This window comes from Amycolatopsis sp. (assembly GCF_036008905.1).
Classification (GTDB): Bacteria; Actinomycetota; Actinomycetes; order Mycobacteriales; family Pseudonocardiaceae; genus Amycolatopsis.
On the sequence record NZ_DASYMU010000237.1, the window covers coordinates 1 to 20,923 of the forward strand.

Genomic DNA, 20,923 nt, shown 5'->3' on the forward strand with positions numbered 1-20,923 from the left:
CAGGACTCCCCCAGCGCGCAGTATTCCGCCTTCGCCCGTGCCCAGGTCGCCGAGCGGGCGAGCACCGCGCACGGCGAGGGTGTCGAAAAATGGGCGAGGGCGCTCGACGGCGCGCCGGCCTTCCTGCCGCTGACCCCGCCGCTGCGGAGCGGTCCGCCGGGGTCCGTCCCGATCCCGCTGGCGCCCGGCGCGCTCGAGCGGCTCCGGAGTGTCCAGATCGAACACGGCGTGTCCTGGTTCATGGTGGCGGCGACCGCGCTGGCGGCGTTGCTCCACCGCTGGACCGGGCAGCCGGACGTCACCTTCGGCCTGCCGGTGGCCAACCGCGACGGATTCGCCGACGTGCTGGGCCCGTGCCTGAACACCGTCGTGGTGCGCTCGGAACACGACGAGGGCGCCACGCTCACCGATCTCCTGCGCGCGATGCGGGGCACCGTGCTGGACGCCTTCGACCACCAGCGTGTGCCCTTCGAGGACGTCGTCGACCGGCTGAGGCCGCCACGCCGTCCCGGCTGGATCCCGTACGCCGACGTCACCTTGGCGGCCACCTCCGCGGCCAACGAGACCGCGGAAGTGGGCGGGTTGGACCTCAGCCCGATCCCCCTCGACCACGACGGTGCCGGGTACGCCGCCAAGTTCGCGCTGACCGTCGGCTTCGAAGAGAGCGACGGGCAGCTGCGCGGCACGATCCTCCACCGGGGCGACCGTTTCACCGGCGGCGAGGTCCAGCGGATGGCAGGCTGGCTCGGCAAGCTGGTCGACTCCTTCGCCGAGGTCGCCGACCAGCCGGTGCGGACCCTCGACCTGGTCGGCCCGGGTGAGCTCGCCGAGCTCACCCGCTTTGAGCAGATCGCCCCCGCCGGGGCGGTGACCTCGGCTCCGGCCATGTTCGCCCAGTCGGTCGCGGCCACACCCGGCGCCCCGGCGATCCGTCACGCCCACGGCGTCATCAGCTACGCCGAACTGGACCAGCGCGCGGAGACGATGGCGGCGGCGATACGGACTCACGTCCGCGGCGAACGCCCGGTCGTGGCTCTGCTGCTGCCCCGCGGCCCGGAGCTCGTGGTCGCGATGCTCGCCGCGTGGAAGGCCGGGTGCGTGTTCTGCCCGCTGGACCCGGTGTACCCGGCCGCGCGCGTCCGGTTCATCCTCGATGACCTCGAAGCCTGCGCGGTGGTCACCGACGATCCGGCGGCACTGCGCGAGGCGAATCCCGGTGGTGTCGCGGTGATCGACGTCGCCGGGATTCCCGCCGGGCACGGGTCGGCCCCGGCCGCGCTGCCCGATCCCGAGTCGACCGCGTACGTGCTCTACACCTCGGGCACCACCGGGGAGCCGAAAGGCGTGGCGTACAGCCACCGCAGCCTCGGGCACGTGACCCGGTGGCATATCGACACCTTCGGCGTCGGGCCCGCCGATCGGATCAGCCAGATCCACAGTGTCGCCTTCGACATGGCCGAGTACGAGATTTGGCCGGCGCTGTGCTCCGGCGCGGAACTCCTGCCGTACGAACCGCCGCTGGTCGTGCCCGAGCTCGTCGCGTGGCTCGGCGAGCAGGACGTCACCATGTTCTTCACCCCGACCCCGCTGGCCGAGACGCTGTGGGCCGACGGCACCGCGCTGCCTTCGCTGCGCTGGCTGATCTTCGCGGGTTCGCCGCTCACCGGGCAGCCACCGGCCACCGGCTACGGGATCTGTGACGCCTACGGGCCGACGGAAACCTACATCACCACGACCCATGTCCTGGACCGCTCGACGGCGACCGCGCTCAACTGTGTCGGCCGTCCGGTCGACGGCGTCCGGCTCTACGTTCTGGACAGTGCGGGAAACCGTTGTCCCATCGGCATTCCGGGCGAGATCCAGGTGGACGGCGCCACCGTGTCGCAGGGTTACTGGCGGCGCGAAGACCTGACACGGCAACGCTTCTCGGCACTGGGACCCGACGGCGAGCCCGCCTGGATGTACCGCACCGGCGACCGCGGCCGCTGGCTGCCGGACGGCACGGTCGAGTACCTCGGACGGCTCGACCGCCAGCTCAAGGTCCGTGGCTACCGGGTGGAGCCCCAGGAGATCGAGTCTCAGCTGCGGCGCGATCCCCTGATCCGCCAAGCCGTCGTGCGCACCTTCCCCGACGACACCGCGCAGCTCGTGGCGTACCTGGTCGCCGAGGACAGCGCGCAGGCCGATTCGTCGGTGGTGCTCGCCAGGATCAAGCAGCAGCTGCCGGAGTTCATGGTGCCCGACGCGCTGGTCTGGCTGCCCGAGCTGCCGATGAACTCCCGTGGCAAGCTCGACACCGGCCGCCTGCCGCGGCCCGGCCGCGACGACATGGCGGGCCGGACCGCTTTCCAGGCCCCGGAAGCCGGGCTCGAACAACGGATCGCCGGGGTGTGGGCCCGGGTGCTCGGGATCGGTTCGGTCGGCGCACACGACAACTTCTTCGACCTCGGCGGCAACTCCCTGCTGCTGGCCACACTGCATTCGCGGCTGCAGGAAGAGCTGTCGGTGTCGCTGCCCATCCGGGAGCTGTTCGAATACCCGACGGTGCAGGCCCTCGCCAAGGCGCTCGGTTCGCCACTGCGCGAGGAGAAGTCCACCGCGGCCGACGCCAAGGATCGTGCTTCACGTTCGCGGGCACGTAAAGCGCGGCCGACACGTTCGGCGAAGATGGGGACGAGCGATGAGTGACAACGACAGCACGGCGGTGGCGATCGTCGGCATGGCTTGCCGGCTGCCCGGCGCGAACAACGTCGGCGAGTACTGGCGGAACCTGCGCGGCGGCGTCGAGGGCATCAGCCGGTTCGCGCCGGAACAGCTCGTCGCGGCCGGGGTGGAGCCCGCGCTGGTGCGCCACCCGCGGTACGTGCCCGCCAGGGGGATCATCGAAAACGGCGAGCTCTTCGACCGGGCCTTCTTCGGCTACAGCCCCGCCGAGGCGGTCAACATGGACCCGCAGCAACGGGTCTTCCTCGAGTCCTGCTCGACCGCGCTCGACGACGCGGGCGTGGATCCGGACCGGTTCGGCGGGTGGATCGGGGTCTTCGCGGGCTGCGACATCGTGAACCCCGAACTTCCCGCGCCCGGTGGGGACGAATTCGCCCGGCTGGTGGGCTACGACAAGGATTTCCTCGCCACCCGGGTCGCCTACAAGCTCGGGCTGCGCGGACCGGCGATGACCGTCCAGTCCGCCTGTTCGACGTCGCTGGTCGCGATCCATCAGGCGGCGCAGAGCCTGCTCGGCTACGAGTGTGACGCCGCGCTGGCGGGCGGTGTCGCGTTGTGGCTCCCGCAAGCCACCGGCTACCTCTACGAAGAGGGCTACATCCAGTCCGAGGACGGACACTGCCGCCCGTTCGACGCGCGCGCGACCGGGACCGTCGGCAGCAGCGGGGTCGGCGTGATCGTGTTGCGGCGCTTGGAAGACGCGGTACGCGACGGTGACCGGATCGTCGCGGTGCTGCGCGGCTCGGCCCTGAACAACGACGGCCGCGAGAAGATCGGCTACAGCGCGCCGTCGATCGCGGGCCAGCGTGAGGTCATCCAGTTCGCGCACGCCCAGGCCGGGGTCGACGCGGCGGACATCGGCTATGTGGAAGCGCACGGCACCGGGACGAAGGTGGGCGACCCCATCGAGGTCGCCGCCCTCACCGCGGCCTTCCGCGAGTCCACCGAGCGCACCGGTTTCTGCCTGCTCGGCGCGGTGAAGAGCAATATCGGGCACACCGGCTCGGCGGCGGGCGTCGCCGGGGTGATCAAGACCGCGCTGATGCTGCGGCACCGGGAGCTCGTCCCGACCCTGCACTACGAAACGCCCAACCCCGGGCTGGAGCTGGAGACCTCGCCGTTCCGGATCGCCACCGAACTGCGGCACTGGACACCGGAAGGCCCGTTGCTGGCCGGGGTCAGCTCGTTCGGCGTCGGCGGCACGAACGCCCACGCGGTACTGGAATCACCCCCTTCATCCACTGTGGACAGAGACAGGAGCGGGCCGCGTGTCTTCTGCGTTTCGGCGGCCACCCCCGTCGCGCTGCGCGAACTGAAGGAGAACCTGGCCACCCACCTCGAGGACAGCGGTGACGCCATCCCGCTCGACGACGTCGCGTGGACGCTGGCCGCCGGACGAAGGCGTTTCCCCCACCGCAGCACGGTCGTCGCCACCGACCGGGCCGAAGCCGTGGAGGCATTACGCGCCGGCACTCCGGCGACACGGGTGGCGACCGGCAACGACGTCGCGTTCCTGTTCCCCGGCACGAGTGTGCTCAAGTCCGGTTTCGGCGGCGCGGCACACCGGCTGCTCCCGGTCTTCCGCGAGGTCTTCGACGAACTCGCCGCGGAGGCGCGAAGCCGGCTCGGGATCGACCTGTCCACCGTGCTGCGCCCGGACGCCGATCCCGCCTGGCTGAAGGAGATGACCCACCAGCAGCTGAGCCTGTTCGCGCTGGGATACGCCCTTTCCCGGCAGTTCTGGGAGTTCGGCCTCGAACCGGTCGGCATGCTCGGGCACAGCGCGGGCGAACTCGTCGCGGCGACCGTGGCCGGGCTGTGGACCCCGTCGGACGCGCTCATGCTGACCCACGAACGAGGACAGCTGCTCAAGGCGGTCGCTCCGGGGCTGATGCTGGCCGTGCCGGGCGCGCCGGAGGAGGTCCGCGAACTGCTCGCCGAGCGGGCGGATCTCGCGCTCGCCATTGAGACACCAAGTTATTCGGTGGTCGCCGGGCCCGCCGAGACCATCGAGGAGCTGCGTGCCGAGGGGATCAGCGACAGGCTGCTCGACCTGGACGGCGCCTACCACACCGCGGCGGTCCGCCCGGCCGCCGAACAGCTGGGCCACGTTGTCCGCGCGACCCCGAACACCCGGCCGGTATTGCCGTTCCTGTCCAATTTCACCGGTGGCTGGGCGAATCCCGACCGGGTCGTCGAACCCGGCTACTGGGTCGACCACGCCAGCAGCACCGTCTGGCTGTCCCGGTGCATCGACACGCTGCTCGACGGTTCGGCGCGCGTGTTCCTGGAGCTCGGGCCGGGCCAGACGATGACACGGATGCTGCGTGGCCACCGGGCGTGGACCGCGGAGCATCTCGCCGTGCCGCTCGCGGGACGCACCGGGGAGACCGAAGAGGCCGGCTTGCTCGCGGCGCTGGGACGGTTGTGGGAGCGCGGGATCGACGTCGGCCTCGAAAACCTGACCACCGGCACCCCGCGACGCTGCGCGCTGCCCACCCATCCCTTCGCCAAGACCGACTGCTCGCAGCCACGCCGGAACCCGCGATCCACCGGTGACGGCCGGAAGTTCGACGCGCTGGTCACGATCGGCGCGGCCGAAGGCTGGACTTCGCGGCTGGCGGAGGACGGCGTCGAAGTCGTGTCGGTTGCCCAGTCCGAAATGGACAATGCGGTCGACGAAGTCGTCCAGGACGCGGCTCTGGCGCCGGGCATCGCGGTCGTGGTTCCGGACAGCCCCGGTGAAGACTTCGCCGCGGCTCTGGCACGGCTGACCGAACGCTGCGGCTCCCACGGGGTACGGCTTGTCCTGATCGGTGCCGAATCCGGCTTGGCCGGACAGCTGCGCGCACCCGGGGTCACCGTGCTCGACGTCGGTGCCGGGCCCTCACCCGAGCGGCCGCCGGCGATACCGGCGCGAGGCGGGGTGCACGCCTGGACCGGCGGCCGGTGGTGGGCGCTCGAAGAAGAGGAAGCCGCGTATATCACCGAAATCCTCGCCGCGGAAGAACCCGGCGAGGACTTGGACGACACCTATTCGGCGCCGCGGAACGACGCCGAAGCGGAGATCGCCGGGCTCTGGCAGGAGCTCCTCGGCATAGCGCGGATCGGGATCCACGACAACTTCTTCGAGCTGGGCGGTCATTCACTGCTCGCCACCCAGCTCGCGGCGCGGCTGCGGGCGCGGTTCGACACCGAGATCCCGATCGACGCCGTCCTGGACAACCCGACCGTGGCCGAGATGGCCGTCGCGGTGCTCGACAACACCGTCACCGGACGGACCACGATCGTCGCGCGACCCGTGTCCGAGGCTCCGTTGCCCGTCGCGTTCGTGCAGCGGCGGCTCTGGTTCCTCGATCAGGTGGATTCCCAGTCGGCGTACCTGGTCCCGCTCGCGTTGCGGCTGACCGGCGAGCTCGACGAGCATGCGATGGCCGCGGCGTTCACCGAGATCGTCCGTCGGCATGAGGTGCTCCGGACCGCCCTGCCGGAGGTGGACGGAGGCCCGGTCCAGGTGGTGCTGCCCGCCGCGCCGGTGGAGCTGCCGGTGGCCGAGGTTCCCGGCGGGAGCGAGGAGGCGTTGTGGCGACTGGTCGACGAAGACCTGGCGCGGCCGTTCGATCTCGCGGGCGGACCGCTGTTCCGGGTCAACCTGTTCCGGCTCGACGCGACCCACCACATCCTGCTGATGTGCGGGCACCACATCGTCTTCGACGGCTGGTCGCTCGACGTCATCAGCTCGGAGCTCAGCGCGCTCTACGAGAGCTTCAAGCACGGCCTGCCGTCACCCCTCGGTGAGCTTCCCCTGCAGTACGGCGACTTCGCGGTGTGGCAGCACGAACAACTGGCGTCCGCGATCGACTCGGACATCGACTACTGGCGCACCCGGCTGGCCGGTGCGCCGCCGAGTCTCGACCTGCCTGCCGACCGGCCCCGGCCCCGCGTGCAGACCTACGCCGGGGCGGCGGCCACGCGGCTGCTCCCCCCGGAGCTGGCCGAGCGGCTGCGAGAGCTCAGCCGGGAGAACCACGTCACGCTCTACATGACCCTGCTCGGCGGGTTGCAGGCCCTGCTGCACCGCTACAGCGGCGCGGAGGACATCTGCGTCGGCACGCCGGTGGCCGGGCGCACGCAGGTCGAGCTCGAGAACCTGGTCGGGTTCTTCGTGAACACCCTGGTGCTGCGGACCGGACTCGACGGCGGCACGCCGTTCACCGAGCTGCTCGCCCGGGTGCGGGAGACGGCGTCCGGCGCCTTCGCGCACCAGGACCTGCCGTTCGACCGGCTGGTCGAGGAGCTCAACCCGCCGCGTGACCCCAGCCGAAACCCGCTGTTCCAGGTGATGTTCAACCTGCTGAACATGCCAGACCACGAACTGCGCATGGACGGGCTGGACGTGGAATTCCCGCAGCTGGGGACCAGCGCGTCGCAGCTGGACCTGGCGCTCGACGTCCACGACACCCCCCGCGGCCTGGACTGCCGGCTGGAGTACAACACCGACCTGTTCGACGGCGAGACCGCGGACCGGTTCCTCCGGCATCTCGAGACCCTGCTGTCGGCCTTCGCCGCGGCGCCCGGGCAGCCCATCGGCCAGGCCGATCTGCTCTCGGCCGCCGACCGCCACCAGCTCCTGATCGGCTGGAACGACACCGCCGCCGACCTGCCGACCGGCACCGTGGTGGAGCTGTTCGAGTGGCAAGCCCGGCAGACGCCGTCCGCGCTCGCCGTCGTCGCCAAGGACGCGACGCTGACCTTCCGGGAGCTCGACGACCGGGCGAACCGGCTCGCCCGGTTGCTCGTCTCCAAAGGGGCACGGGCGGAGCGGTGTGTGGCGCTGGCTTTGCCGCGCTCGGCGGACTTCGTCGTGGCGATCATGGCCGTGCTGAAGACCGGGGCCGCCTACCTGCCGATCGACCCGGACCTCCCAGCGGACCGCATCGCCCACATGATCGGCGACGCCTCCCCCGTGCTGGTCGTCACCACCGCCGCTTCGTCCGGCGGGATTCCGCTCGAAGGCGCGGCGCGGCTGTTCCTCGACGACGCCGAGACCGGCTCGCGGCTGGGCGCGCTCGCGTCGCACGATCTCACGAACACCGAGCGGCCCATCCCGTTGTCCCCGGAGAACCCGGCTTACCTGATCTACACCTCGGGGTCCACCGGCGTCCCCAAGGCGGTCGTTGTCGAGCACCGCAGTGTGGTCAACCTGTTCCACGCCCACCGGCAGACGCTGTTCGAGCCGGCCGCCGTGGGCGGGGCGCAGGTCCATGTCGCCATCACGGCTTCGTTCTCGTTCGACACCTCGTGGGACGAGCTGCTGTGGCTGGTGGGCGGGCACGTGCTGCACGTCATCGACGAGGACACCAGGGCCGACACCGACGCGCTCGTCACCTACGTGACCGAGAACCGCATCGACTTCCTCGACCTGACCCCGTCCTACGCCGAGCCCCTGATCGCGGCCGGCCTGCTCGACGAGCACCGGCGTCCGCCGGCGATTCTCTCCGTCGGTGGTGAGGCGATCGACGCGAAGCTGTGGGAAACCCTTGCCGCCGCGCCGAAAACCGCGGCGTACAACTACTACGGGCCCACCGAATGCACGGTCGACACGCTGTACAGCCCGATCGTCGCGGGAAGCCCGGTCTCATTGGGCACCCCACTGCTCAACACGGCCGCCTACGTCCTCGACGCCGGTCTGCGCCCTGTGCCCCCCGGCGTGGCCGGTGAGCTGTACCTCGCCGGCGCGGGGTTGGCCCGCGGCTACCTCGGCCGCCCGGAGCTCACCGCCGCGCGGTTCGTCGCCGATCCGTTCGGCGAGCCGGGTACGCGGATGTACCGGACCGGAGACCTGGTGCGCTGGCAGAACGGCGGCACGCTCGACTACCTTGGCCGCACCGATCACCAGGTGAAGATCCGGGGCTTCCGGATCGAAACCGGCGAGATCGAGGCCGTGCTGGCCCGAGACCCGTCGGTGGACCAGGTTTCGGTGATCGTGCGGGAGGACCGGCCGGGAGATCCGCGTCTGGTCGCCTACGTGGTGCCCACCACCGGAGCGACCGTCACCCCGGGTGTGCTGCGGGAGTCGGCGCGGGAATCCCTGCCCGGCTACATGGTGCCCGTCGCGTTCGTCTCGATGGCGGCCATGCCGTTGACAACGAGCGGGAAGCTCGACCGCAAAGCCCTGCCCGCGCCCGAATTCACCGCGGAGGCCGCTTCCCGCGAACCGCGGACCGTGCGGGAAGAAGCGCTGTGCGGTCTGTACGCGGAAGTCCTCGGCCTCGAACGCGTCGGCGTCGACGACGGCTTCTTCGAGCTGGGCGGGCATTCCCTGCTGGCCGCCAGGCTGGTGAGCCGGGTCCGCTCGGTGCTCGGCGTCGAACTCGCGGTGCGGACGCTGTTCACCGCGCCGACGCCGGGAAGCCTCGCCGCGGAGCTCGACCGCACGACCGGCTCGGACATCGGCATCGAGGTGCTGCTGCCGCTGCGGGTCTCCGGGAACTCGGCCCCGCTGTTCTGTGTGCACCCCATTTCCGGGCTCGGCTGGTGCTACGCGTCCCTGCTGCCGTATCTGCCGGACCGTCCGGTGTTCGCCCTGCAGGCCCGCGGCACCACCCGGCCGGACCAGCGGCCACAGGACCTCGACGTGCTCGTGGAGGACTACCTGGCACAGATCCGCGAGGCCCAGCCCGAGGGCCCGTACCATCTGCTCGGCTGGTCGGCGGGCGGGAACATCGCCCACGCCATCGCCTGCCGTCTCCAGGCCGGCGGGGAACAGGTGTCGTTCCTGGCGCTGCTGGACTCCTATCCCCGGCTCGGCGCCACGTCCTGCCGGTCCGAAGACCTGGACCGGCAGGACATCGTGCTGACCCTCGCCGAAGACCTCGGCGTCGACCTGGACGAGCCGTCCGCCGCGGAGCTCGCCTTGAAGTCCACAATGGACGAAACACTGGTGCTGTCGCTTGTGGACACGGCCGTGCATACCCAGCGACTCATCGCCGAGGCTGAGCCGGGACACTTCGACGGCGACGCCGTCCACCTCACCGCGACCCGCGGGCGCCTGCCCGGCTGGCCGGAACCCGAGGCGTGGCAACGTCATATCACCGGCGACTTCACCGAACACCACGTCGACTGCGCCCACCCGGAGATGCTGCGCCAGGGCCCGCTCAAGGAGATCGGCCCGCTCATCGCCACCACCCTGAAACGCATCCGCTGAGGCCAGCGTGCCGCTAGCTGCCATGAACGACGCGTTACGGTCATTGAGCCTGGATCCACCGGTGGTTTGTGTGGTGGTCTTGCTGGTGTGGTGTTGATCTTGTGTGGGTGTGTGGGCGTGGGTGGGTGACCCGGCGTCGCACCGGGGTGTCCACTGTGGTCTCCGGGTCGTAGGGGCGGTGGGTCAGGCTGTTCGGGCTGTGGCGGTGAATAGGTCTTGGTAGTGGTGTTGCCAGGGCCAGTTCGTCGGTAGTCGCAGGGTGATCCGGCGGGCGGTGCGGGTGACGCGCGCGGGCACGGTGATCAAATGCCGGCGCAGGGTCGCGGTGCGGGCTTTGGCGTGAAACGTGCTGGCCAGCACGCCTGCGGCGCGCAGCAGGTTGTGGGTGAGGACCGCGAGGGTCAGCCAGGCCTGGTTGGCGGCGAACCGGCCGGAGGGGAAATGCGCCAGCGCGGAGTCGTGCAGGTCGGCGAAGACCTGTTCGACGATCGCGTGTCCGCGGTGCTGTTCGTCCGCGGTCATCAGGTCGAATCCGGTGTCGGTGAACACCGCCTGGTAGATCCAGGTGCGGAACAGTTCGCCTTGGTCGTTGGTGGTGAATCGGGGGGTGCGGCGCACCAGCAGTCGTGCGGTGACGGCCCGTCCGGGGTTCTCGGTGGTGTTGGTGAACGCGGTGTGGGTGATCAGTTCCCCGGTCTGCGGGTCGGGGATGGGGTGGCGGTAGTCGACGTGGCTCCACGCGTCCTCGTCGATCGTGGCGATGGCGGTGTTCACTGCGGTGTTTTTCTGGGCGGTGACGGAGAAATACGCTCCTGCGGTGCGGATCGCGGTGATGTTGCCGCGGCAGTTGCGCGGTGAGGATCACCGGGGCGCAGATCGGGCTGGACAGGGTGGCGATGAGGTGGTTCAGGCTGCGGATCCCGTTGTAGGCGAACCCGGCGCCGTCTTTGTGGTGGCCGTAGATTTCGGTGATTTTGGCGTCGATGTCGAGGAACGCGAGCTGGTCGGCGCCGGGCAGCAGCGGCATCTGCTGTGAGAGTCGGACGAGGGCTTCTCCTGCGACGGAGGTGAGCTGGCGGGTGTGGCCGTGGGTGAATCCGCGTAGCCAGGATCCGCAGGTTGAGGGTGCGCGGAGTCGGTGGAACAGTCGTGGCATGGCGCCGTGGCGGATGAGGTCGAGGTCGTCGATGCTGTCGGCGCCGGCGGCCATGCCCGCGATGATGGACAGGGCTTTGGCGTCGCTGTTCGCGCCGACGGGGATTCCCAGGTCGACGCGGTGGTTGATCAGGTCGGGCAGGTCGATGTTTTCGGTCAGCCGGATCAGGGGGACCAGTCCGGCGCAGGACACGAGAGTGTCGTCGGTGAACTGTGCTGATACCGCGTTGGTGAGTGACACGAACGCGCCGTTCAGGGCAGCATTCCGAGACGAGCCATCAATAGTGCGTGGCGTCCATTCGGACGGAGAGGGAGCGCGGGCGCGGGTCGGTCCAGTGGGTGCCGATGTAGTCCACACAGGACTCCCGGCCGGACGCGCCGTGGGCGACGGCCCAGCCCGTGGGGACATCGATCGCGGACGGCCACAGGCTGTGCTGGCCTTCGTCGTTCACGAGGACCAGGAAGGTCCCGGTCTCGTCATCGAAAACGTTCGTCATCTTCAACTCCCGTGGTTTGACGCGGCTTGGATGAGACGGGCGAGGGTCCGGGCGTCGCTGAGCAACGGGGCGTCGAACTCCCGTGATCCGGTGTTCACCGCGTGAACGACTCCGGAGAGGAATATCCGCATGCTGTCGGCGGGGAGCACACTCCTGATCTCGCTCTCCCCCCGGGAATCGACCCGGATGTCCACGATCATGTCCGGCAACGCCGAAAAGGGACGTTCGAACTCGACGACGACACCGCGCCCTAGCAACTGAAGCGAGTTCCGATAATGGGTCGTGAAGCCGAACTGCCCGACGATGGTCTTCCCTCCCGGATAACCCGCCAACACGCTGTAAGAGGTCTCAAGACCGTCAGCGGTGCGATCTCCCACGATCACGTCCACCCGTTCCGGCTCCACGCCCCACAGAATCCGGCCCAGTGACGCCATGTACGGCCCGGTGTCGAGCAGGGCGCCCCCGCCTTTCTCGCGATCGTGCCGAAAGTCGCCGGTGGGCACGGGCGGGGTGAACACCGCCACGACCTTCGTGATCTCCGTATCGAGATCCTCGACGAAGGACGAAGCCGCGGAAAACATCGGGTGGAACGTATAGTTCGTCGCCTCCGCGAGCACGCGGGAATGCGACCGGGCGAGTGCCACCATCTCCTCGGCCGCGTCCAGGCTCAGGAAACCCGGCTTGTCCACGACCACGTGGTGCCCGCGATCGAGCGCGTACCGGACAGCGGGCGCGTGTTCGCCGTTCACCAGCGAAACGTAGACCAGGCAAGGGTCCTCGACGTCCAGGGCCGCACGCCACTCGGCGTGTACCCGTCCCAGCTTCGGAAGCGAGCCGGCGGATTCGGCATGAGAGCTCGCGAGGTTCATCGTCTTGATCTCGTCCATGGCCGCGACAGCGGGCAGCACCCGGCGCCGCGCGAATCGTGACAGGCCGATCAGAAGTAGTTCCATGGCTCTCGTGGGTTCGCTGGTGGCCTTCTCAGAGAAGGCAGGCCATGAGGCTCCGCGCCTCGACGTTGACGTAGTAGCCGAAATGCGTGAGCCGGTTGAGCAGACCGAGCGTCATCCACCGGTAGTTGTCCGGCGCGTTGACGGGGTGGCCTTCGGGGATTTCGATCACGACATGCCTGGTGTCCGCCCGCTGGAACCGGCCGCCGTCCTCCGACTGCACGGACTCCAGCCGCACCCGGGAAACCGCCGCGGTGAGGTACTCCACGAGCGGTGGAAGAGCCACTCCCCGCGTGTAGCCCGGTGCGAGCTGGATCGTCGCGGCGAGTTCGAGCCGGTCGGTGGAGCCCGGCTGGACCATCGCCTGGACCAGGAACTGGAGCACGCCCGAACGACGCTGGCAGACGAAGGCGACGAGGTTGCCGGGAACGGGTTCGAGCATCGGCTGCGACCACGTGCCGACCTCCCGGCTCGTCGCCTCCACGGAGAGGCCGATTATCCGGAAGTAGTCACCGTCGCGATGCCGGATACTTCCGCCGTCGCAGACCCAGCCGTCCATCTCCCGCAAGCCGATCCGCTTGACGTCCAGCGTGAAGTTCTCCTTCTGGTCGATGATCCAGGTCATCTCGGCGGCGAAGTCGGCGTCCGAACGCCGCGAGCGGTGTGACTCGATGACCTGGGCGTGGAACTCGTCGTCCAGCGGGCCGTTGCCCTGAGGGACCTCGGCGCCCGCGTAGGAGATGCACGCCAGCACGGTGCGGGCGTTCATGTTCACGTTCCCGAGCGCGAGTTGACGCCGCACCTGGCCGAGAGTGAGCCACGCGAAGTCGTCCCCGATCGGGAACTCCTCGTCCGGCGGGAGCTCCACGATCATGTTGCGGTTCCGCTTGTGGAGATACCAGGACGCGTGCTCCGAAAGCAGTCTGTCCACGAGGACGCGTCCGCGGGTGGGCTTCAGGAAGTACTCCAGGTACGGCGTGGACCGTCCACCGTGGATCCGCTGGTAGTTGCTCTGGGTGGCCTGCACGGTCGCCGCGTACTGGACCAGGCTGGTGTTGCCCGGCTCCATCTTCACCTGCATCAGGAAGTGGTGTACCCCGTTGATCCGTTTTACCAGGATCCCCAGTATCCCGATGTCGGGTTGCACGATGATCGGCTGGCACCACCGCGAGGTCGGCCCGAAGTTCGTTCGAACGGACAGCCCCTCGATGGTGAAGAAGCGCCCTGAGGAGTGGACGAGACGATCGTCCACCCGCCAGTCGGCCAAGCTCTCCAGCGGGACTTCCTCCACCTTGTACGACGAGGATTCGTACCGTTCCTTGAGAAAGAAGTCGGGATCAGGGGTCTCCGGGCTGATCGCCGCCAAGGCCGATGCCAAGAAGTCGTCAGCGTGGCTTGCCGAACTTGACATGCTGTTCCTCTCCTCGGGTGGGCGATCCGGGGTCAGACCGCGGAGATGGACGGCAGCGGGAAGACCAGTTTTCCGCCGCCCGCCAGGAACTCCTGCTCCCGCTCGACGAACCCGCCACTGTGGACCCACGGCAGCACCAGCAGCTGGTCGGGCCGCAACGCCTTGGCGTCTTCCTCGGAGACGATCGGGATACCGCTGCCGGGAGTGGTGGCCCCGTGCTTCTCCCGGCTGACCTCACCGACGCAGGGCAGGTCGTCGGTGGTGATCCCGCAGTACTGCAGGATCACGTTGCCCTTGGTCGACGCGCCGTAGCCGACGGTCAGCTTGCCGGCCGCGCGCGAATCGTCGAGGAAGGTGCGCAACTTGTCGCGGTGTTCGCCGACGCGGCGGGCGAACGCCTCGTACGGTGCCGGGGTCTCCAGTTCGAGTTCGGCCTCCCGCCGGCGGATCCGCTCGATCTCGGCGGTGTCGACCTTGTGCCCAGCCGGGTCCTTGACCAGCGTGACGCACAGGCTGCCGCCGTTGACGTCGGTGATCTCGGCCGTGGTCAAGGTGAGCCCGACGCGCTGCGCCATCCACTCGATCTGGCGCAGCGTGTAGTACTCGAGATGCTCGTGGCACACCGCGTCGTAGGCGGGGATCTGGAGCAGCGGAAGCGCGTAGCTCATCTCGATCATCCACACACCGTCGTCGGTGAGGACGTCGCGCACCTCGGCCATGAACCCGAGTGGGTCGGGCAGGTCGTAGAACATCGCGATCGAGGTGACGATCTTGGCCTTGCGCTCGCCGTACTCCCCGGCGAACGCCGCCTTCGAGAAGAAGTCCGGGATCAGGCCGATGTCGTCGGGGTAGTACTCGCGCCACTTCTCCCCGGTGGGATCGATGCCCACCCTGGTGAGGCCGTCGGCCGGGTACGCGCGCAGCAGGGTCGCGTCGTTGCTGCCGATGTCGAGGACCAGGTCGGTGCGGTCCAGGTCGACCAAGCCGGTGAGCTGCTCGACCTTCCGGCGCAGGTGGTTGATCATGAAGGGCCGGACGCTTGAGCGGTAGCCGTAGTGTTCGCCGTACATGAGCGAGAGGTCGGCGGTGTGCCGCATCTGAATCAGTCCGCAGCCGCCCGGGCCGCACCTGACGAGTTCCAGCGGCGCGGTCGGCACGTTCTGGCCGGGGCGGGGGAAAATACCGGTCAGCGCCTGCGTTCCCAGGTCCAGCACGGACAATAGGTCGCGATTCCCGCAAATGCGGCACTCGGTGCACTCGATGACGGCCGTATCTTCGGTGATGGTCACAATGCCTCCGCTTGGTTACCATTCGAGTTCGGCCCCGAGACGTCAGCGGCTCACTCGAGACGACACTCGCTACTGAGCATGGCCTCGAACGAGACCGCGGTCACCTTCTGAATTGCGTGCCTGAGGTCAGCGCCACAAAGCCGCTTCCACTTCTTTGCACTTCTCGTACACCGGGAGCATTCCCCGTTCTTCGGCCTCGGCGAGAGTGGGCGCCACCCGGTCCCGCTCGGACATTATCGGCTCGACATCCCTCGGCAGCGGGAGTCCGAGATACGGGTCCAGCATGGAGAGCGCGAGCTCGTTCTCCGGCATGTACTCCCCCGAAATCATGTAGGACATGACGGTGCCGTCCCGGTAGGAGACGAACGCGTGTCCGACGCCGACCGGGAAGTAGACCGAACGGAAATGCCGCGGACCGACCTCGACTGCGTCCCATTTACCGAAGGTCGGCGAACCCACGCGAATATCCACCACGATATCGAGCGCCGCCCCCTGCGGGCAGTAAACGTATTTGGCGCAGCCCGGTGGCGCCACCGTGAAATGGACGCCCCGGACCACGCCCCGGCGGGATCGGCTGTGATTGGTCTGTGCCACCGCGAACAACGGCCGGCCGGTCGCCTCCAGAAAGGGGGTCTGCTGGAAAGGGGAGACGAAGAGCCCACGATCGTCGCGGGAAATGTCCGGGGTGATTTCGAAGGCACCGTCGACGGAAAGCTCACGTATGCGCACCAGGTCTCCAAGGACGAATCAGCGGCGTCCACGATGTTCGACGGTCAGTTTCTCGATGGCCACGACGATGTCGTTCGGCGTCGGTATCGCAGCGGCCTCCGCACGAAGGCGAGCGGCGTTCTCGCCGAACTCCGGATCCTTCAGCACCCGCAGGAGACTCTCCCGCAGCACCTCCGGCGTCAACCGCCCCGGATCGCTCACGTACACGCCCGCGCCCTGCTCCTCCAGCCCGTTGGCGACAGCCAGCGGGCCCCACCACTTGTCCTTCCCGACCTTGCCTGGCACCAAAAGCTGCGGGACGCCGTGTTCGAGCGCCGAGATGAACGTGCCGTGGCCGCCGTGGTGGACGATGGCCGAACAGGTGGGCAGCAACGCCGTCATCGGGACGAAGTCGATCGCGCGGACGTTGTCCGGCAGGCTCGGCAGCGCCGCCAGCTGCTCCTGGCTGAGGGTGACGACGACCTCCACGTCCAGATCGGCGACCGCCTGCAGGAGGTTGCCCGCCGACGGACCGGCGTTCAACTCCCGGTACGACAGGCCGAGGGTGATGCAGACGCGCGGGCGTTCGGGCTCTTCGAGCAGCCAGGCCGGCAGCATCGCGGGGCCGTTGTACGGCACCGGGCGCATCCTGAGGTAATCGATGCCGGGCGGCTGCCAGGTCCACGACGGCATGTCGCTGATCGACCACTGGCCCAGCACCATCTCCTCGTCGTAGTCCAGGCCGTACCGCTCGAGGATCGGCTGCAGGCAGTCCCGGATCGGGTCGCCGAGACCCTGTTCCCTGGCCGCGGTGCGCAGCTGGACCAGCGCGTCCGTGCCGAACACGAAGCGGGCGTGCGCGGCACCACAGGCCCGCGCGACCAGCGGACCGACGAAGGCCATGGTCATCCCGTCCCAGATCACCAGGTCCGGTTTCCAGCCGCGCGCGTAGCGCACCGCGTCTTCGATCAGGGAATCCGGGCTGAAGCTCAGGAAGTGGTAGCGCGCCAGCAATTCGAGCTCGGTGTACACATCCGCGTCGGTGTATTCACTTTGGACCGATTTCCGACGCTGCTCGAACGGACTGTCGACGGCCACCGGCTGCGTGCTCTCGGCCACCGCGTCGGCCACCATCGCGCCCACGTCGAGCTCCTCGCCGATCGACACCGCGGTGAGGCCGGTGCCCGCGATGTCGTCGGCTGTCAGTCCCACGGGGTCGAGCTGACCGGCGACGCGCACGTGGTGCCCCGCCGTCTGAAGCGCCCAGGCCAACGGGGCCATCGCGTACAGATGGGTCTTGCTCGGACAGGTCAGAAAGAGGACTCGCATTGGCTTTCTCCCAGTTACGGCGTTCTGATCCGGCGGCGGCTCAAGCGGCACGGCGGTGCGTGCGGCGCTCCACGGCGACCCGGAGTTCCCTGGCCACCCGTCGCACGTCCTCTTCGCTCAGCGCCTGATGCAGCGGGAGAAGCAGGATGGTGGCCGCGGCCTCGTCGGTTCCCGGCAGGACGACGTCCGCTCCGTAGAGCGGGACTTCGTGCAGCGGCGGATAGCGGAAAGTGGTGTAGACGCCTTGCGCCAGCAGGTCTTCGGCCACCGCGTCCCGGATTTCGGCGTCGAGCCGCACCCAGTAGAAGTAGTTCGTCGAGACGTGGCCGTCAGGCGGCTCCGGCGGGAGCAGGACGCCCTCGCAGCCGGACAGCAACCGGTTGTACTCGGCCGCGATGGCCCCGCGCCGGGAGATGAAGTCGGGCAGGCGGCGGAGCTGGACGCGGCCGATGGCGGCGGTGACGTCGTTGCCGATCAGCCGACGGCCGAGGTCGTGGACGGTCAGGTCCCACCACCGGCGCGGGTCCTTGGCCGCGGTGGCGAAGGCGCCTCGATCCTCTAAGCCGTGGTAAGCGAGGCGGTGGGCCCGGCGCGCCAGCTCGGGGTCGCGGACGTAGATCATGCCGCCGTCGCCGGTGGTGATGATCTTGCGCGAGTCGAAGCTCCAGATCCCGATGTCACCGAAGCTGCCGCAGGCCTTGCCGTCCACACTCGAACCCACCGAGCAGGCGGCGTCCTCGATCAGCGGTATCCCGCGCTCCTCGCACAGCGCGGTGATGGCGATGATGTCGCCCGGCTGACCGCCGTAGTGCAGCACCGTCACCGCCTTCGTCCGCGGCGTCAGTGCCGCCTCGATGTCGGCGACGGAAGGGTTGAGCGTGTGGGGGTCGACGTCGAAGAAGACGGGGCGCGCGCCGCGGGCGGCGACGGAGTTGGCGTTGGCCACGAAACTCACCGAAGGCAGCAGGACGTCGTCACCGGGCCCGACGTCGAGCAGCTCCATCGTGAGATGCAGCCCGGAGGTGGCGGAGTTGATGAAGAGGACCGATTCCGGCGGCACGCCGAGATGGTCGGCGAACTCCTTCTCGAACGCCTGCGTCCGTGGCCCGTATCCCAGCCAGTTGCTGTCGAACACCTCGCCGATGGCTTCGAGTTCTTCGGCACCGACGCTCGGCTGGAACATGTGGATCATCGTGCGTCCTTTCAGCCGGGCGGATGCCTGGTCGTTCTCCGTTTTCATCTTCTCGGACAAGCGTGTCATAACGGCGATCACCCGAATTCCTCAATCATGCTCGGTGTTCCGGCACCGCCATCCATTCCGAACGCGGACGTCGGCCTCCTCCGTCACCGCCGAGTCAGTCAGTGTCGGAGACAGCGAAGAGGGTGACCGCCACTCCGTTGAACACCGCGTTACCCGACGGGACGTCCACGACCGTTTCGTCGGTGAGCGTGTTGGCGTTGACACCGGCGTGCGCCGCCGCGACGGACTGCGCGGTGCCGGCGTGGCCCCAGCCGTGCGGCAGGCTCACGACGCCGGGCATGATCGTGTCCGTGGGCTCGACCGGCACGGTGAGCTCACCGGCGGCGGACCGGACGGTGACGCGGTCACCGAGGCCGAACTCGGCCACGTCCCGCGGATTGACGTGCAGGGTGCACCGATTGCTCCCGCCGACGAGGGCGGGCACGTTGTGCAGCCAGCTGTTGTTGGACCGCAGCTGTCTCCGTCCGATGAGGACGGTCTTGGGCGCGGGGTCCGCCATCCGCCGCCGCAGGCGTTCGACGTCCTCGATCAGCGCCGCGGGCGCCAGCTCAACCTGGCCGGACTCGGTGGTGACCAGTTCCTTCGCCCGCGGTTCCAGCGGGCCGAGGTCGATACCGTGCGGTTCCGCCCGCAGTTGCGCCAGCGAAAGGCCGTAGGGGCCCAGTTCGAGCAGCGCGTCCAGCAACAGCTCCGGTCCGCTTTCGCCTTCGAGACCAGCCCGCAGCTCGGCGACGTCCCGGCCCTCGAAGGGTGAACCGGGCGCCTCGGTCGCCCCGCGCAGGATGTGGTCCAGCATCATCTCGTCGAACATCGCCGGATCGGCGTCCGCGCCGGCACCGGTGGCGATCAGGATGAGCTTCGCCATGATCTCCGCCTCGGAGCGCTGGTCCGGTCCCAGCGGCAGGATCTGTGGGGAGAACCTGGTGTAGTTGCGCACCATGATGGTCTGCACCAGAAAGTCGTAGTGCGGCATCTGCAGCATGCGCGGCGGCGGCAGGATGACGTCGGCGTGCCGGGTCGTCTCGTTCAGGTAGGGATCGACGCACACCATGAAGTCGAGCTCGCCCAGCGCCCGTTCCAGCCGCGGCCCGTTGGGTGCCGACAGCGCGGGGTTTCCCGCCACCGTGATCAGTGCCCTGACCTGTCCCTCACCGGGGGTCTCGATCTCGTCGGCGAGAGTGGCCACCGGCAGCTCGCCGAGCGCCTCCGGGAGCTCGCGTACCCGGCTTTTCCAGTTCCCCTGGGTGTAGGGCTGTCCGGTGCGGAAGATCTCGAGCGCGGCGGTCTTGGTGAACATCACCCCACCCGGGCGGTCGAAGTTGCCGGTGAGGATGTTGATCACGTCGACGAGCCACTGCCCCAGCGTGCCGAATTCGACGGTACTGGTACCGATACGGGCGTAGACCGCGGCGGTGGGCGCGGCCGCGAGCTCACGCGCCAGCCGCGCGATGTCGCCGGCCGGGACTCCGCACACCCGCTCGACGGCGGCCGGGGTGAACTCCTCGGCGACACCCCGCAGCTCCGCCAAACCCGCCACGTCGATGCCGATGGTGGTGAGGTTCTCGGCGAACAGGGTGTGGACGATGCCGAACAGCAGGCAGACGTCGGTGCCGGGCCGGACGAACAGGTGCTCGTCGGCGAGCGCGGCTGTCCTGGTCCGGCGCGGGTCGACGACGACCAGCTTGCCACCGCGGGCGCGTAAAGCCTTGAGGCGCTTGGGAAAGTCGGGGGCCACGCACAGTGAACCGTTGGATTCCACCGGATTCGCGCCCAGTACAAGCAGATAATCCGTGCGGTCGAGGTCGGCCACGGCGACCGCCATCGGGTCGCCGAGCATCAGCCCGGACGCGACGTGCTTCGGCATCTGGTCGATGGTGGCGGCGGAGTACACGTTGCGGGTGCCCAGCACTTCGGTGAGGGGACGGCGATAGGCGAACCCGGCCATCGTGTGGAAGGTCGGGTTGCCGAAGTACACCGCCACCGCGTCACGGCCGCGGGCTTCGAAGACCTTCTTCAGTCCCTCGTCGACCAGCCGGAAAGCCTCGTCCCAGTCCGCCTCGCGCCACTCGCCGTTCTCCCGGACCATCGGAACGCGCAGCCGGTCCGGATCTTCGTCGAGTGCCCCGAGACTGGCGCCCTTCGGGCAGAGGAATCCTCGGGAGAATGGATCTTTCTCGTCACCCCGGATCGACGAAACCAGCCCGGAATCGTCGAGTTCCAGTCGAAGACCGCAGGCGGCCTCACAAAGTGGACACGTACGGTGCGCTGTTCGCATGGGTGCTCCCCGAATTGGCCGAGCGGCCATCATGTCGGGCCTTCACGACAAAGGGGAATATCGAGAAATGCTCTTTACTCACTGTCCCCTTTCAACCGCAAAGGGTAATGAGCACAA

At 68.8% G+C, this 20,923-nt stretch carries 13 protein-coding genes; 4 read left to right on the forward strand and 9 right to left on the reverse strand.

Going from position 1 to position 20,923, the window contains the following annotated elements; all coding sequences use genetic code 11:
- Together VGP60_RS37865 and VGP60_RS37870 are read left to right on the forward strand one after the other, a co-directional pair.
- Positions 1-2,688, forward strand: a 2,688-nt coding sequence (locus tag VGP60_RS37865) for an amino acid adenylation domain-containing protein (RefSeq protein WP_327553029.1), incomplete at its 5' end; no start/stop codon positions are given.
- Positions 2,681-9,931 (forward strand): non-ribosomal peptide synthetase/type I polyketide synthase, encoded by a 7,251-nt coding sequence (locus VGP60_RS37870; protein ID WP_327553030.1) that lies wholly within the window; start codon positions 2,681-2,683, stop codon positions 9,929-9,931. The genes VGP60_RS37865 and VGP60_RS37870, both read left to right, overlap by 8 nt.
- A gap of 183 nt (positions 9,932-10,114) precedes the next feature.
- On the opposite strand, the gene VGP60_RS41855 is transcribed toward VGP60_RS37870, so the two are convergent.
- Positions 10,115-10,705: a transposase gene (locus VGP60_RS41855; RefSeq protein ID WP_414640467.1), complete on the reverse strand. Its 591-nt coding sequence runs from the start codon at positions 10,703-10,705 to the stop codon at positions 10,115-10,117.
- On the opposite strand from VGP60_RS41855, the gene VGP60_RS41860 reads away from it, so the two are divergent.
- Together VGP60_RS41860 and VGP60_RS41865 are read left to right on the forward strand one after the other, a co-directional pair.
- On the forward strand, positions 10,692-10,967 hold the full coding sequence (locus tag VGP60_RS41860) for a hypothetical protein (RefSeq protein ID WP_414640468.1): 276 nt from the start codon (positions 10,692-10,694) through the stop codon (positions 10,965-10,967). The genes VGP60_RS41855 and VGP60_RS41860 overlap by 14 nt on opposite strands.
- A 126-nt stretch (positions 10,968-11,093) precedes the next feature.
- Entirely contained in the window at positions 11,094-11,306 is a 213-nt protein-coding gene (locus tag VGP60_RS41865) for a hypothetical protein (RefSeq protein WP_414640469.1), read from the forward strand.
- A 58-nt stretch (positions 11,307-11,364) separates the two neighbouring features.
- On the opposite strand, the gene VGP60_RS37880 is transcribed toward VGP60_RS41865, so the two are convergent.
- The 8 genes from VGP60_RS37880 to VGP60_RS37915 form a co-directional block, all read right to left on the reverse strand.
- The gene (locus VGP60_RS37880; protein WP_327553031.1) at positions 11,365-11,583 is read right to left on the reverse strand and encodes an MbtH family protein; all 219 of its coding nucleotides are present in this window, start codon (positions 11,581-11,583) and stop codon (positions 11,365-11,367) included.
- Between the two features lie 2 nt (positions 11,584-11,585).
- Positions 11,586-12,536 carry a Gfo/Idh/MocA family oxidoreductase gene (locus VGP60_RS37885; protein WP_327553032.1) on the reverse strand — a complete coding sequence of 317 codons (951 nt, stop codon included), beginning with the start codon at positions 12,534-12,536 and terminating at the stop codon, positions 11,586-11,588.
- A gap of 28 nt (positions 12,537-12,564) precedes the next feature.
- Entirely contained in the window at positions 12,565-13,944 is a 1,380-nt protein-coding gene (locus VGP60_RS37890; protein WP_327553033.1) for an NDP-hexose 2,3-dehydratase family protein, read from the reverse strand.
- Positions 13,945-13,976: 32 nt separating this feature from the next.
- Positions 13,977-15,233, reverse strand: coding sequence for a class I SAM-dependent methyltransferase (locus VGP60_RS37895; protein WP_327553034.1), 1,257 nt, complete (start codon positions 15,231-15,233; stop codon positions 13,977-13,979).
- A gap of 126 nt (positions 15,234-15,359) precedes the next feature.
- Entirely contained in the window at positions 15,360-15,962 is a 603-nt protein-coding gene (locus VGP60_RS37900) for a dTDP-4-dehydrorhamnose 3,5-epimerase family protein (protein ID WP_327553035.1), read from the reverse strand.
- Positions 15,963-15,980: 18 nt separating this feature from the next.
- Complete coding sequence (locus VGP60_RS37905; RefSeq protein WP_327553036.1) at positions 15,981-17,270, reverse strand: nucleotide disphospho-sugar-binding domain-containing protein; 1,290 nt, start codon at positions 17,268-17,270, stop codon at positions 15,981-15,983.
- Between the two features lie 40 nt (positions 17,271-17,310).
- Positions 17,311-18,531, reverse strand: coding sequence for a DegT/DnrJ/EryC1/StrS family aminotransferase (locus VGP60_RS37910; RefSeq protein WP_327553037.1), 1,221 nt, complete (start codon positions 18,529-18,531; stop codon positions 17,311-17,313).
- Positions 18,532-18,625: 94 nt separating this feature from the next.
- Positions 18,626-20,806: a molybdopterin-dependent oxidoreductase gene (locus tag VGP60_RS37915; RefSeq protein WP_327553038.1), complete on the reverse strand. Its 2,181-nt coding sequence runs from the start codon at positions 20,804-20,806 to the stop codon at positions 18,626-18,628.
- Positions 20,807-20,923 lie beyond the last annotated feature (117 nt).

Coding starts and splice junctions, on each gene's coding strand:
- VGP60_RS37905 (WP_327553036.1), bottom strand. CDS start 17,270: ATGCGAGTCCTCTTTCTGACCTGTCCGAGCAAGACCCATCTGTACGCG.
- VGP60_RS37870 (WP_327553030.1), top strand. CDS start 2,681: ATGAGTGACAACGACAGCACGGCGGTGGCGATCGTCGGCATGGCTTGC.
- VGP60_RS37880 (WP_327553031.1), bottom strand. CDS start 11,583: ATGACGAACGTTTTCGATGACGAGACCGGGACCTTCCTGGTCCTCGTG.
- VGP60_RS41860 (WP_414640468.1), top strand. CDS start 10,692: ATGGCGGTGTTCACTGCGGTGTTTTTCTGGGCGGTGACGGAGAAATAC.
- VGP60_RS37915 (WP_327553038.1), bottom strand. CDS start 20,806: ATGCGAACAGCGCACCGTACGTGTCCACTTTGTGAGGCCGCCTGCGGT.
- VGP60_RS37890 (WP_327553033.1), bottom strand. CDS start 13,944: ATGTCAAGTTCGGCAAGCCACGCTGACGACTTCTTGGCATCGGCCTTG.
- VGP60_RS37885 (WP_327553032.1), bottom strand. CDS start 12,536: ATGGAACTACTTCTGATCGGCCTGTCACGATTCGCGCGGCGCCGGGTG.
- VGP60_RS37910 (WP_327553037.1), bottom strand. CDS start 18,531: ATGACACGCTTGTCCGAGAAGATGAAAACGGAGAACGACCAGGCATCC.